This is a genomic window from Floridaenema fluviatile BLCC-F154, assembly GCF_041929135.1.
In the GTDB taxonomy this organism is placed as follows: Bacteria; Cyanobacteriota; Cyanobacteriia; order Cyanobacteriales; family Aerosakkonemataceae; genus Floridanema; species Floridanema fluviatile.
The window spans coordinates 21,473-35,428 of sequence record NZ_JBHFNS010000066.1 but is presented as its reverse complement, the minus strand read 5'-3'; the positions used below and the strand labels follow the sequence as shown (position 1 = coordinate 35,428).

Below are 13,956 nucleotides of genomic sequence, written 5' to 3'. Positions count from 1 at the left end.
AAATACTATTTTTCCCTCCTCAGCAATTTCATTTCGCAGATGCTAATTTATAGTCCTTCTCGTAACTGTTTGCGTGCAGTTTCTAAGGCTTCGGTTAATTTTGTTGCATCTCTTCCACCTGCTTGGGCTAAATTTGGTTTGCCTCCGCCTCCGCCTCCGCAAATTTTGGCGATTTGTCCGATAAACTTGCCAGCTTGTAAGCCTTTTTTATTGACTTTTGGGCTAAAAGCTGCTATGAAATTTACCTTTTGGGGTTCAGAACTGGATGCTAAAATTACGGCTGCTTCGCCTAATTTTTGCTGTAACCTTTCGGCGGCGGTTTTTAATGATTCAGCATCAACATTTGGCAGTTCAGCTACTAGGATTTTCACCTCGCCAACTGTTTCGGCTTCTGCTAACAATTGCTCGGATTTAGTAATTGCTAATTCGCCTTTTAAGCTGTCTAATTCTTTTTGAGTTGCTTTCAGTTCGTTTTGTAAACTGGTAATTCTTTCGGGGATTTCTTCAGGTTTGGCTTTAAAGCGATCGCTCAAATCCCGCACCACTTTATCCCGCAGATTCAAGTATTCTAACACTGCTGGTCCTGCCACGGCTTCAATCCGTCGAATTCCCGCAGCAACACCTGTTTCTGAGATAATTTTAAATACCCCGATTTCGGCAGTATTATTCACATGAGTTCCGCCGCAAAGTTCCATCGAAATACCGAAATCTAACACCCTTACTTCTGCACCATATTTTTCTCCAAACATGGCGATCGCACCTTTTGCTTTTGCTTCTGCTAAGGGCAGAACTTCCACAACTCCCGCGTGTGCTTCCCCAATCCAAGTATTAACTAATTCTTCAACTTGTTGGATTTCTTCGGTTGTTAAAGCACGGGGACAATTGAAGTCAAATCTTAAGCGATCGAATGCTACCAAAGAACCAGCTTGCGAAATAGAATCATCAACAATTTTCTTCAAAGCTGATTGTAACAAATGGGTAGCGGTGTGATTAGCTTGGGCGCGACGACGACAAGATCGATCGATTTGGGCGTTGACGCTATCTCCGACTCTTAAATTACCTCTTTCGATGCGTCCAAAATGGACAAAGAAATCTGATTCTTTTTTAACATCGTGAATGCTCACAATGGAACCATAGCCGCTAATTGTTCCGCGATCGCCAATTTGTCCGCCAGATTCGGCATAAAATGGAGTTCGATCCAAAACTATTTGTACTTCGCTTCCGGCTTCTGCTTCTTCTACTGCTTCCCCCTCAATTAAAAGTACTTCAATTTTGGCATTAGCTACAGCTTCGGTATAACCTACAAACTGCGTAGCATGGATATTTTCAGCTAATTTATCCAGGGAACCTTGTACAGTTAAATCTATCGTTTCGTGGGCAGATTGCGATCGAATTGTTTGTTTCTTCATCGCCGCCTCATACCCTGCCAAATCTACCGTTAATCCCTCTTCTTCCGCAATTTCTTGCGTTAGTTCTAAAGGAAAACCGTAAGTATCATAAAGAGTGAAGGCATCATTTCCGGGAATTTCCGTTTTTCCCGCTTTTTTAACTTTTTCAATAATTTCTTGCAGCAGTTTTTCACCCCTTGCCAAAGTCTTCAAAAAGCGAGTTTCTTCCCTTTGTAATTCCGCTTTGATAGTTTCTTCTCTTTGGCGGACATGAGGGTAAGCTGATTCGGAAAGTGCGATCGCAGTTTCGGCAACTTTCGGAGTAAAATCTTCAGAAATTCCCATCAATCTCCCATGACGCACTACCCGACGAATTAATCGCCGCAACACATAACCCCGCCCGATATTTGATGCCCGAACTTCATCAGCAATCAAATGAACAACCGCCCGAACATGATCGCCAATTACTTTTAAAGAAACCTGAGTTTTTTCATCAGCTTTAGCGTAATCAATACCAGCAATTTCCGCCGCAGTTTTGATAATCGGAAAAATCAAATCTGTTTCGTAATTATTGGGAACTTGTTGGAGGATTTGCGCCATCCTTTCCAATCCCATTCCGGTGTCAATATTCTTGTTTTGTAGAGGAGTTAAATTACCCTCAGCATCCTGGTTATACTGCATAAAAACCAGGTTATAAAATTCAATAAACCGAGAATCATCATTTAGATCGATCTCGTCGTCGCCTCGTTCAGGATGAAAATCGTAATATAATTCTGAACAAGGGCCACAAGGTCCAGTTGGGCCAGAATTCCAAAAGTTATCATCTGCGCCCATGCGTTTAATTCGCTTTTCTGATACCCCTATTTGATCTCGCCAAATTGCAAAAGCTTCGTCATCTTCCTCGAAGACACTAACAGCAATGCGTTCTTTGGGTAAACCAAAAGTTTTTGTCGAGAGTTCCCAGGCATAAGCGATCGCAACTTCTTTAAAATAATCCCCAAAGCTAAAATTACCCAGCATCTCAAAAAAAGTATGATGCCTTGCGGTACGCCCAACATTTTCAATATCGTTAGTGCGAATACACTTTTGCGACGTAGTGGCGCGAGGAAAATCTGGGCTTCTCTGTCCCAAAAAAATCGGCTTAAATGGTAACATCCCAGCAATAGTTAACAAAACAGTGGGATCTTCCGGTACTAAAGATGCGCTAGGCAAAATTTGATGTCCTTTTTGGGCAAAGAAGTCGAGGAACTTTTGCCGAATTTCGCTACCGCTAAGATATGGGAGAGATGCTGGCATGAGTCTGTCTAATGTACTTGGTGATAGGGGACTAGGGATTAGGGACTGGGGACTGGGAAGAAAGATTTTAGTTGTTTCCCTATGCTATCCAGTCTTCAATCTCCAAACCCCCATTTTAACTATATTTTGGGTTTTATTTCCGGCTTTTACTGAGGGCAGGGGTGCAGAGGAGATGGGGAAGTGGGGAGACAAGGGGAATTTTTAACTCAAAACTCAAAACTCAAAACTTCCCCAGTCCCCAATCCCCAATACCCAATCCCCAGTCCCCAAAACCACAAATGTTAACGCTATTTGCTAAAAACTAAGTAGTGTAAAGACAAATCAAATTAAGTAAACAAGTTCTCACCGCAAAAGTTATCTGTGCTACTTTAAAGATGGACACCGAAAGGAACAATAAATCAACCAAAAACAAACGGTTCGGTCGCGGTGTCTCCTGACAGGAACCAGATTGCAGTTATCAAGGCATAGCTTAAAGAAGTGGCAAAACTCTCTTTGTTAGAGCAGCGCCAAACCCGGATCAGGAAAGACCAATCTATGCGAAAGCCGTGGTAGTCAAGCTGCAATTATTATTGTCCACCTTAGTTGTTTACCGTTTATCTTCGTCCTACTTTTTGACGATTAACAGTTGAAAATTTTGATCATTTTTTCCGAACGTGCCTAGTCCCCTCGACTAGGCATTGTTGTGTTTTGGGGTAAGAATTTGAGGAATAGTCTATACAGTGGTAAAAAGATAATAGTTCCTCAGCAATGCAATAATAATGCTTACCTCAACTATTGAACTTTTAGAAACGGCGCGGATCAATGCTTATGCGATCGGTGCTTTCAATATTTATAACCTGGAAGGGGTAAAAGCTGTCATTAATGCGGCTGAAGCTTTGCAAAGTCCAGCTATGTTGCAACTTCATCCCAGTGCTTTAACTTATGGTAAATCGCCTTTGGTGGCGCTGTGTTTGGAAGCAGCTAAGTCTTCTTTAGTACCAATTTCCGTTCATTTAGATCACAGCACTTCGGAAAAAGATATTCAAGCAGCTTTAGCAGCAGGAATCAAATCTATTATGGCAGATGGTTCGCCTCTTGAGTATGAGAAAAATTTAGCTTTCACTCGTGAAATGACTAAGTTATCTCATGAAAATGGGGCGGTTGTAGAGGCAGAAATTGGCAGAATCAGCGGTACAGAAGATGGTTTAACTGTAGCAGAATACGAAGCAAAAATGACCGATCCGCAACAAGCAGCGGAGTTTGTTCGGGAAACAAATGTTGATACTTTGGCTGTAACTATTGGCAATGTTCACGGTAAATATAGAAGTGAACCTAAGTTAGATTTTCCTCGATTGGCGGCGATTCGGAGGTTAGTTGATATACCTTTAGTTTTGCATGGCGCTTCCGGTTTACCTGAATCTATGATTAGCAAATCAATTCAATTGGGAGTTTGCAAGTTTAATGTGAATACGGAAGTGCGGGAAGCTTATTTAGATGTATTGAAATCAACTAATTCTTTGTCTTCTCCTGATTTGTTAGATGTGATGGAAAAGTCGATCGCAGCTATGCAATCAGTTGTAGAAGATAAGTTACAGCTTTTTGGTTCTTGTGGCAAAGCTTGGTTACACCAAAATTCGCCTAATGGAGTGCTAGCTTTTAAGTGATTCTAATACAATTTGAGCCGCATTATAACCTGCTGCACCAATAACCGATCCAGCTGGATGACAACCTGCACTGGCGGAATAAAGCCCGGTTATTGGTGTAGTATATGGGAGGCGATCGCTAAATCCATAAGAGTTATCAACGTGGTGAATATGTCCTCTGGTAATCCCAAAATGTTGCTCAATTTTTTGGGGATGTAAGGGAAAGACTTCTTGCACTAATTCGGATGTTCCGGGGGCGAAGCGATCGCAAATTGACAACAAATTATTTACATAGCGACTCTCTTCTTTTTCCCAAGTTGTTCCTGTTAATTCGTAAGGCACCCATTGCACAAACAAAGCTGAATTATGTCTTCCTTCTTCATCTTGTAAAGATGGATCGATCGTTGTATGAATGTACCATTCAATTGTCGGAAAATCTGGTAAAATTCCGGCTTGAACTTCGGCGAATGTGGTGTTTAGCGATCGCATTACCTCCGATTCATCTGGTAATAAATGAATTGTCGTGTTAAACTGCCCTTTATTTTCCGGTAAACAGGTGAATTTTGGCAAGTCTTTTAAACAAATATTTACTTTAAAAGTTGTGCCGTTTTTCCTGTATCCTTCTAACCTTTGATTATACTCGTTTGGTAATCTTTCCGCACCTACTAATTCTCGCATTCGGAAAGGATCTGCATTAACAATAATTATATTAGCAGAAACTTCGCTACCATCAGCTAAAACTAAGCCTTTTACTTGATTATTTTCTACCAAAATTTCGCTGACACCTTTGCCAGTTTCGATTTTTGCCCCAGCTTTAATTGCTTCCTTAGCCAAAGTTTGGGTAACAGTTCCCATTCCCCCTTTTACTACCATCCAAGTACCGTCACTTCCCGGTAATCTACACATATTATGAATTAAAAAATTCATCCCTGTTCCGGGTGTATCCCAAGTTCCACAAAGTCCCGAAAACCCATCGGTAACGGCGTACATTGCTTTAACTAAGTCGCTTTTGAAGTTAAAGCGATCGAGATATTCTCCAACTGATTTTCGACATAAATCAATAAATATTTTGCGTAGTTTTGGACGGACATATTTTTCCGCTGTTTCTTCAATTGAAAGTGGCGCAGTTAACCAAGTTGGGGCGATGTCTTCTCTAATTTGGGAAATCTCGTTTTGTAATGCTTCGTTTGCTTTCCAGTCTGCTTGCGAAAAGAAGTCAATAAATTGCTGTTTCATTGCTTCTTGATTTGAACCAAAAAGCAAATATCTGTTATCGGTAGTGGGTAAAAAATAATGAGGATCGCGCCTAATTGTCGGTAAGTTTATGTGGAGTTTTTTTAGTAGTTCGGGAGGCATTAAACCGAGTAGGTATGCACCTGTTGATGTTCCTAAGTTGGGGGCGGTTTTGAAGGGTTTTTCGGTGCGACAAGCGCCGCCAATTACGGGTTTTTCTTCTAATACTAGAACGTTAAATCCTTGGCGTGCTAGAATTAATGCTGATACTAATCCATTGTGTCCAGCACCGATAATTAAGATATCAGATTTTCTGTTTGGTTGCTTCATAAGTTTGTTTTTTAAACCGCAGATAAACGCAGATGTTCATGAGAGTTTTTGCTGGGGCGCATCATCTTTTTTTTTACCACAGATATCCACAGATGAACACGGATGAACACAGATTTTTATTCAAGTTTTTGGTTAGCGCATAGATAAGTCTGGATGTTTTTTATTATCTGCATTCAACTGCGGTTTTTAAATACCATTTTATCTGCATTGCTGCAAAAATCTTGTGGGAATTTCTGGATGACTACCAAAGTGCAAGTGGATGTAAGAAGCATGAATTTTATGCGAGTTCCATCCTTCTTCACTTACTAAATTAGCAGAAAACCCTTTGAGTTTAAACAAAGGTTTTGTTGGAGTTTTGGATAAGCTGGAACGATGAAATTCATGTCCCCAAACTGTTACATCAGATGGTAAAATTGGGCTATCCTGCAATGCTGTTGCTTGGCGATATCCTAATGTTAAACGCCTACCCATTTCTGCTGTTGTGGGTAAAATTCCTAGCATCGGATAACTGTTTCCTGAAAAATCTATTATTTCCTCGCATAAGTACATTAAACCTCCACATTCTGCATAAGTTGGAGTTCCTGACAAAATCGCTTTTTTCACTGCTTCTCTAATCGAAATATTCTCAGTTAATTCTTGGGCAAAAACTTCGGGAAATCCACCCCCAAAATAAAATCCTTGCACATCTTTCGGTAAAGTAGTATCATTAAGAGGACTCCAAAATACTAATTCTGCTCCTAATTGCTTCAGTAAATCTAGGTTGTCTTGATAATAGAAATTAAATGCTTTATCTTGTGCGATCGCAATTCTCACTGGGGACTGGAGACTGGAGACTGGGGACTGGGTTTTTTTTAATTTTAGTTCTGGAGTTTTCAACATTGGGAGTAGTTTTTCCCAGTTAAAACAAGTTTCTCCTAAATGGGCTAACTTATCAATTACAGCATCCATTTGGGGAAGTTCTTCAGTAGGAATTAAACCTAAATGTCGATCGGGAATTGCAATATCATCTTCTCGCCGCAATACTCCTAAAATTGGTAAATTTAAAGGCAATAAAGCATCTTTTAAAAGTTCTAAATGTCGATCGCTTCCCACCCGATTTAATATTAATCCAGCTATCTTAATTCTAGGATCGAAAGTGCAGTAACCTTTTGCGATCGCAGCAACCGACCCAGACAACCGACTACAATCAATTACTAATAATACAGGCAAATCCAACAACTGAGCAATATGTGCAGTACTAGCAAAAAATTTATTTTCTTCCCCAGTACCCAGTCCCCAGTCCCCAGTCACCTTTACCCCATCAAACAACCCCATCACCCCCTCAACTAAAGCAAATTCTACCCCTTGAATATGGCGAGAAAAACATTGCTTGACGTAACTTTCCGAAGTCAAAACTGGATCTAAATTTCGACAGGGTTTTCCCGTAACATAATGATGAAACATTGGGTCAATATAATCTGGCCCAACCTTAAAAGATTGTACTGCTAAACAGCGATGTTTTAAAGTTGCAAGTAGGGCAAGTGTTACCGTTGTTTTACCTACCCCACTGCGTTCTCCAGCAATAATTAAACTCATGGCGATTTTAGATTTTAGATTTCAGATTTTAGATTTTATCCTGAATCGAAAATCCAAAATCTAAAATTGATCTTACCGATTGACTAGCTTGAGAATTTCCGCCGTGACTGCCATACTTTCTTCATACAAAGTATCACGACTCCAGCGTTGTAACTGCTGACTCAATAAGTTTTCTGCTTGTTGATCGAACATTGGTGTTACTTGTTCAATCCGACAATTTTGTGCGCCACCGCCTGATTCCATTCGCATACAACCTGCGATTTGCGAACATAAAATTGTACAACAATCAGCTTGGGGATTAGTAGACATCAAACGTAAACCAATTAAATCTCCCGGTATTTCTCCAGCGGCGATCGGAATTGCGGCTAATTCTACTTCAATTTGTCGCTGATCGGCACCGACAAATTTAACCTTGGTAATATCATATTCTCCGCCAAGATTTTCATGGATCACTGGATGCCATTGTAACCGACTAGCAAACCAACCTAAAAACATTAAAGCTTGTGCCGAATTACCTTTTTCATAATCGATCGTCATCAGATCAATTTCCTTGACATAAGGACGACGTTCTGGGGGATCGAATGCTTCTGCACTTAACTCTTGCCAAGGGAACAAACGCCGCCAATTTAAGTCAGCAATATTCAATCCCGACTCAATCAAATCTTGCACAATTAGCAAATCTTCTTCTATAGCATTAAAGTGCGAAGAATCGATAATTATGCAATCGCTAGACTCAGCAATGCGCTTAAACAAATCATGGTTAGGATCGGGTGTTGCTTTCCACCAAGCGAATTTCGGTAAATCTGCGATCGCCAATTCGGGAATCATCCCACTAATTCGATCTAAAGCCGTTTGTGTGCCTTTCAGCGTAATATATTCACAGCAAATTAACGTCGAACTAGTGCGTTTTTGTACCGGACAATAAGCCGAAACTTGGGCGGTAACACCTTCATCTTCCCCCACCGTTGGACATAGCGCAATGATGCGACAAGGATTAGCAGCAGCGATCGCATCTGCAAAACCTGCACCCGAAGCATCTAACGCATATTGTGTATTTGTGGTGGTGTTACCATCAGCTTTTAAACCATCACCTTTTTTGGCAATTTCCGCTTTTAATTTCGCCAAAGTTTCTGGATTAGACTTTCCAGTTACTTCCAAACCTAAAGCTTTTTGGGCAACTTCTAAAGCTGTTTGCGTCCGGGGCCCGCCAATACCATCAATCGGGCCCATATAATATCCTAAAGCCGCTAAAAGTTGTTGCGTTTCTTCCGGTTCATAAATTACTAAACTAAAAGTAGCTGCCCTAGTTGCAGCTGCTAAAGAACCTTCGCCGCCAGCATTATAACTTTGCCAAATTTGACTTAGTTCGGTTTCAATATCGGCGACAGAGACATCTTTTGGTGCTTGTAACGAAACTAATGGTGCAGATGAAGTAGTCATAGTTCAATTTTGGAGTTTGGATTTTGGACTTTAGATTTTCGAGTCAACCGATTTTAAATTTCCGATTTTCGATTCAGCATCAATCCAAAATCGAAAATCGAAAATCGAAAATTGTTAGGGTCTTCGCCAACGTTTGCCATCACGGTTAATTAGCAATTCTGCTTCTGCTGGTTCCCAAGTGCCTGCTTCATACTGAGGAATAGATGCGGGGTCAGTCGGAGTTTCCCATGCTGTGAGTGCGGGAGTCACTACTCGCCAAGCTTCTTCTACTTCATCGGCGCGAGTAAACAAAGTTTGGTCGCCCATCATGCAGTCTAGCAATAAGCGATCGTAAGCGTCGCCACTGGTTTTACCAAAAGTCGTCCCATAACCAAAGTCCATTTCTACTGTCCGAGTTCGCACTTCTAAACCAGGCATTTTCACTTCAAAACGCAAAGCAATTCCTTCGTTTGGTTGAATTCGCATAATTAGGACATTAGCACTAGCTTGTTGGGCTGCCGACTGAAATAATAAATAAGGCACTTCCCGAAAATGAATCGCTATTTCTGATACTTTTTTCGGCATCCGTTTCCCAGTTCGCAAATAAAAAGGTACACCTTGCCAGCGCCAATTATCAATCATCAATTTCATCGCCACATAAGTTGGCGTAGTCGAATTAGGATTAACCCCCGGTTCATCTCGATATCCCGGCACCTTTTCCCCTTTCATCCAACCAGCTGAATATTGCGCCCGAATCGCTGATTGAGTTAAATCATGGACATTCGCCAACCTTGTCGCTTGCAAAACTTTTACCTTTTCCGTCCGCACTGAATCCGACTCCAAAGAATTAGGCGGTTCCATCGCCGTCAAGCAAAATACTTGCATCAAGTGATTTTGCACCATATCCCGCAACGCCCCAGAGGTTTCATAATAACCTGCACGGTCTTCTACCCCTACAGTTTCCGCGACAGTAATTTCAACGTGATCCACAAATTGGCGATTCCACAAAGGTTCAAAAATCGCATTGGCAAACCGGAATACCAACAAGTTCTGCACGGTTTCTTTGCCTAAATAATGGTCAATCCGGTAAACTTGTTGTTCTTTACAATACTGAGTTACAACTCGGTTCAGTGCTCTCGCAGTTGCTAAATCTCGACCAAAAGGTTTTTCAATTACCAAGCGAGTTTTTGTCGCATCAGCAGTCATTCCAGCATTTCCCAACTGTTTAATTGCTTCCCCATATAATTTAGGCGCAACTGAGAGGTAAAATACCCGATTTCCTCTTGTACCTCTCTTGCTATCTAACTCGGCTAAAAATTCTTTCAGTTTTTCATAGCTGTCCGGGTTGTCAATATCACCGGGACAGTAGAACAAACCTTGAGCAAATTCTTCCCAAAGTTCCTCGCTACCCACGCCGTCAGAAAATTCTTCTAATCCTTTCCGCATTTGTTCGCGGAAATAATCATGACTCCAGTCTCGACGCGCCACACCTACGATCGTCGTTTCTGGCGGTAGTCGTCGCTCTCGTCTTAAATGATAAATTGCCGGAATCAATTTCCGTTGCGTCAAATCCCCAGATGCACCGAAGATTACCAAAATTTGTGGTTCTGGCATCTTCTCTTGTTGTAAACCTACGCGCAGGGGATTGGGTAACAATGTAACCATTTTGTTCTTTCTACCTTATATATATAGTGTCAATTTTCGATTACGCTTTCACTTGCAACCGTATTTCTTCTAACTGTCTGCTTAATTCCTTGACTTGAGCAGTTAGATCGTTAATGATTCCTTCATATTCTGCTTTCAGTTCTGCTCTCACTTCGGCTCTAATTTTCTCCCTTTCATAAGCCAAACGACGTTCCCAATCAATATCTCTTTGTCTGAGTTCAGCTTTCAGTTGTCTGTTTTCTTCCCGCAACCTTTCTAATTCTGCCGCTACTTCAGCTGCTCGCTTTTCCCTCTCGATATTCTGTTTCCGAATTTGCTCTCTGAGTCGTTGATTTTCTTGGCGCAACTGTTCTACTTCCGAGAAATTACCCGAAGCACTTCGCTTTGTCTTCGCTGATGAAAGTTTTTCCTCAACTAACCTCTGTACTGCTGCACCTGTGGGAATACCATTTGGCGCTAACTCTACTGCCTGTTGCCAAATTTCTATCTGTAACTCTGGGTAAAGTTGGGTCAAGGGACGAACTTGATTTTCCTTTCTTGGCAAAATGTCTCCAATTGGAGACAAATTTTCCATCACCTGGGCAGCATTAATGAAACGATAGGCTGTGGGTCGTGCCATTCCCCACCTATCTCGGCAATAAGCCTCGAAAGTTTTGTGAGTTTCCCGGTGCAGTTTCTTTTCCCGAATTTCTTCCAAAGCTTTGCCGACTTCATAAAAAGTCTGAAGTCCCCGTTCGATGACGGTTTCTAGTTCGTCAAGTCTCGCTTTTTCGGAAGCATCGAGTTGGGCGTTCAGGTCGCTGTTGTCTGAAATCCTGTTGGTACTTAACATGGCAGTTGTCTCCAATTTGGCAACACCACAGTGGTTATTCAAGTAAAGTTGCTCTTACCCCCTCTGTAGAGACGTTGTATACAACGTCTCTACAGAGGGGGATTTACAGCAACGATAGCCTTAATTTACACTGGCTCTAGTTGTTTTACTTTAGTTTCTAAGGAATCCATTAAGGATTGGAAAGGTTGAACGAATTTTTCAATGCCTTCGCTGAGTAATTCTTCCATGACTCGATCGATGTCAATGTCAATGTCTGGATCTTTGAGGTTTTCCATTAAGGTGTAAGCTTCATCAACTTTCGATTCCACGCGATTATCTACATGACAATGATCGGCGCAAGCTTCGATCGTACTCGGTGGTAAAGTGTTAACTGTATCTGGGCCAATCAGTTCATCAACGTACATGACATCGCTGTAATCAGGGTCTTTAGTACTAGTGGAAGCCCAGAGTAGTCTTTGGACTTTAGCACCTTTGGCGGCTAGTGCTTTCCAGCGATCGCTCTGGATTATCTCTTTATACTTTTGGTAAGCAATCTTGGCATTAGCAATGGCAACTTTCCCTTTCACTTCTCGTAATTTTGCTTCTTGGGTAATGCTCACTGCACCAGCTTTTAGCTTATTATCAATCCGACTGTCAATGTTAGAATCAATCCGACTCAGGAAGAAACTAGCAACGGAAGCAATCTTACTAATATCTTTGCCTTCAGCTGCGCGTTTTTCCAAACCTTTGATGTAAGCCCAAGCCGAATTGATGTAACTGTCTACTGAGAATAACAGGGTTACATTCACATTAATCCCATCGGCAATTACTTGCTCAACTGCTGGTAATCCGGCGCTAGTACCAGGAATTTTAATCATCACGTTTTCCCGACCGATTTCTTGATAGTAACGGCGGGCTTCGTTAATGGTAGCTTCTGTGTCGTGAGCAATGGTAGGTGGTACTTCAATGCTGATGTAACCATCTAATCCATTTGATGCTTCGTAAACTGGACGGAAGATATCGCAAGCGTGACGAATATCGTCAAAAATCAGAGATTCGTAAATCTTGTAAGTTGGTAATTTTTCCCTAATTCCTTTTTCGATATCAGCATCGTAAATTTTGTTGCCTGCGATCGCTTTTTCAAAAATCGCTGGATTAGAAGTAATTCCTTTAATCCCACGAGTTTCAATCATCTTTTTGAGTTCACCGGACTCAATCAAATCACGAGTCAAATTATCCATCCAAATACTTTGACCGTATTCAGCTATTTCTAAGATATGATTCGTTGGCATGATCTTCCTTTTTTACTACTATCTACTTGCGAATTATCTGGTGTAAATTAGATTTTTTATGAACTGGCAAACGTTTACGGCAGATTAGGCTAAAGCTTTTTGCTTATCTTCTCTAGCTCCTTCGGTGATAAAAGATTCCACCAAAGCCACATCTTCTTTACTGCCAATAAATAGCGGTACACGCTCATGCAATTTCTTCGGCACTACATCCATAATTTCCTGCATTCCATTACTAGCACGACCACCAGCTTGGGCTGCTAAAAATGCTAAAGGTGCAGCTTCATAAAGTAACCGTAATTTACCATCTGGTTTCTTCTGCGTGCCGGGATATAAAAATACTCCTCCCTGGAACAAAATGCGGTGGAAATCTCCCACTAATGCCCCACCATAACGGGCAGTGTAACCTTCATGACGATGCACATAACGGGTATAATTCCGAATCGAGTCTTCCCACTGCCAAAAGTTACCTTCATTCACACTATAAATCGGCCCATGTTCGGGAATTTGAATGTTTTCATTAGAAAGAATAAACTCACCTAAACTAGGGTCAAGAGTGAAGGAATGAACACCTTTGCCGATCGAATAAACCAACATCGTACTCGGCCCGTAAAGTATATAACCTGCGGCAATTTGTTTGTGTCCATTTTGTAACAAATCTAACGCAGAACCATCTTCATCGGTGCCTTCTTGTTGGCGAATGGAAAAGATCGAACCAACATTAATATTGATATCAATGTTAGAGGAACCATCGATCGGATCGTAGAGCAAAGTATAACGTCCGATCGGGCAATTTTCTGGGATGTAATAAGGTTTTTCCATTTCCTCGGAAGCTAAGCGACAAACTAATCCACTTTGCTTAAATACCGAGATAAAAACCTCATTGGCGTATAAGTCCATCTTTTTGACAGACTCTCCCTGTACATTTACTTCCCCAGTAAATCCCAGGACATTCTCCATTAAACCTGCTCTACTCATGCGACGGGCAATTAATTTTCCCGCCAAAGCAATACGATTCATCAAAGCACTCAAATCTTGTGCATCTGCTGAGAAACTTTGTAATTGCTGCAAAACGTGCCGGGAGAGCGTGGTACAATCCCGGTCTAGAGCACGTTCCTGAACTAGAGGCTCAATAGCTTCCATTGATTTTCCTCCTCTCTACAAAAGCCGCTGTTTAAGTGGGACAGTTTCAGATGTTGCTCCTGCGATTTCTGCCCAAGCGTCTCCTATTAATAATCTTAGAGAGGCTTTTTTCATAGAGCCTCTAACTTTAGACGAACTACAGAAATGCTATTTGCAGTTAAACGATAAATGGTTATTTGGCAATA

General features: G+C 41.4%; 9 protein-coding genes. 1 reads left to right on the top strand and 8 read right to left on the bottom strand.

Annotation, left to right across the window (positions count from 1 at the left end):
* Window positions 1–47 precede the first annotated feature (47 nt).
* Window positions 48–2,684 carry an alanine--tRNA ligase gene (alaS, locus tag ACE1B6_RS17260; protein ID WP_413258492.1) on the bottom strand — a complete coding sequence of 879 codons (2,637 nt, stop codon included), beginning with the start codon at window positions 2,682–2,684 and terminating at the stop codon, window positions 48–50.
* Between the two features lie 758 nt (window positions 2,685–3,442).
* On the opposite strand from alaS, the gene ACE1B6_RS17255 reads away from it, so the two are divergent.
* Window positions 3,443–4,327 (top strand): class II fructose-bisphosphate aldolase, encoded by an 885-nt coding sequence (locus ACE1B6_RS17255; protein ID WP_413258491.1) that lies wholly within the window; start codon window positions 3,443–3,445, stop codon window positions 4,325–4,327.
* On the opposite strand, the gene ACE1B6_RS17250 is transcribed toward ACE1B6_RS17255, so the two are convergent.
* The 7 genes from ACE1B6_RS17250 to fbp all read right to left on the bottom strand — a co-directional run bounded on the left by ACE1B6_RS17250 (window position 4,313) and on the right by fbp (window position 13,771).
* On the bottom strand, window positions 4,313–5,869 hold the full coding sequence (locus ACE1B6_RS17250) for a phytoene desaturase family protein (RefSeq protein WP_413258490.1): 1,557 nt from the start codon (window positions 5,867–5,869) through the stop codon (window positions 4,313–4,315). The two genes, ACE1B6_RS17255 and ACE1B6_RS17250, sit on opposite strands and share 15 nt — an antisense overlap.
* Window positions 5,870–6,067: 198 nt before the next feature.
* The gene (locus ACE1B6_RS17245) at window positions 6,068–7,444 is read right to left on the bottom strand and encodes a cobyrinate a,c-diamide synthase (RefSeq protein ID WP_413258489.1); all 1,377 of its coding nucleotides are present in this window, start codon (window positions 7,442–7,444) and stop codon (window positions 6,068–6,070) included.
* Between the two features lie 72 nt (window positions 7,445–7,516).
* Window positions 7,517–8,884 (bottom strand): glucose-6-phosphate dehydrogenase assembly protein OpcA, encoded by a 1,368-nt coding sequence (opcA, locus tag ACE1B6_RS17240; protein ID WP_413258488.1) that lies wholly within the window; start codon window positions 8,882–8,884, stop codon window positions 7,517–7,519.
* 114 nt (window positions 8,885–8,998) lie between these two features.
* Window positions 8,999–10,528 carry a glucose-6-phosphate dehydrogenase gene (gene zwf / locus ACE1B6_RS17235; RefSeq protein WP_413258487.1) on the bottom strand — a complete coding sequence of 510 codons (1,530 nt, stop codon included), beginning with the start codon at window positions 10,526–10,528 and terminating at the stop codon, window positions 8,999–9,001.
* A 40-nt stretch (window positions 10,529–10,568) separates the two neighbouring features.
* Complete coding sequence (locus tag ACE1B6_RS17230; protein ID WP_413258486.1) at window positions 10,569–11,360, bottom strand: hypothetical protein; 792 nt, start codon at window positions 11,358–11,360, stop codon at window positions 10,569–10,571.
* A gap of 125 nt (window positions 11,361–11,485) precedes the next feature.
* Entirely contained in the window at window positions 11,486–12,631 is a 1,146-nt protein-coding gene (gene tal, locus ACE1B6_RS17225; protein ID WP_413258485.1) for a transaldolase, read from the bottom strand.
* Between the two features lie 84 nt (window positions 12,632–12,715).
* Window positions 12,716–13,771 carry a class 1 fructose-bisphosphatase gene (gene fbp, locus ACE1B6_RS17220; protein WP_413258484.1) on the bottom strand — a complete coding sequence of 352 codons (1,056 nt, stop codon included), beginning with the start codon at window positions 13,769–13,771 and terminating at the stop codon, window positions 12,716–12,718.
* Window positions 13,772–13,956 lie beyond the last annotated feature (185 nt).

Coding starts and splice junctions, on each gene's coding strand:
- alaS (WP_413258492.1), bottom strand. CDS start 2,684: ATGCCAGCATCTCTCCCATATCTTAGCGGTAGCGAAATTCGGCAAAAG.
- ACE1B6_RS17255 (WP_413258491.1), top strand. CDS start 3,443: ATGCTTACCTCAACTATTGAACTTTTAGAAACGGCGCGGATCAATGCT.
- ACE1B6_RS17250 (WP_413258490.1), bottom strand. CDS start 5,869: ATGAAGCAACCAAACAGAAAATCTGATATCTTAATTATCGGTGCTGGA.
- ACE1B6_RS17245 (WP_413258489.1), bottom strand. CDS start 7,444: ATGAGTTTAATTATTGCTGGAGAACGCAGTGGGGTAGGTAAAACAACG.
- opcA (WP_413258488.1), bottom strand. CDS start 8,884: ATGACTACTTCATCTGCACCATTAGTTTCGTTACAAGCACCAAAAGAT.
- zwf (WP_413258487.1), bottom strand. CDS start 10,528: ATGGTTACATTGTTACCCAATCCCCTGCGCGTAGGTTTACAACAAGAG.
- ACE1B6_RS17230 (WP_413258486.1), bottom strand. CDS start 11,360: ATGTTAAGTACCAACAGGATTTCAGACAACAGCGACCTGAACGCCCAA.
- tal (WP_413258485.1), bottom strand. CDS start 12,631: ATGCCAACGAATCATATCTTAGAAATAGCTGAATACGGTCAAAGTATT.
- fbp (WP_413258484.1), bottom strand. CDS start 13,771: ATGGAAGCTATTGAGCCTCTAGTTCAGGAACGTGCTCTAGACCGGGAT.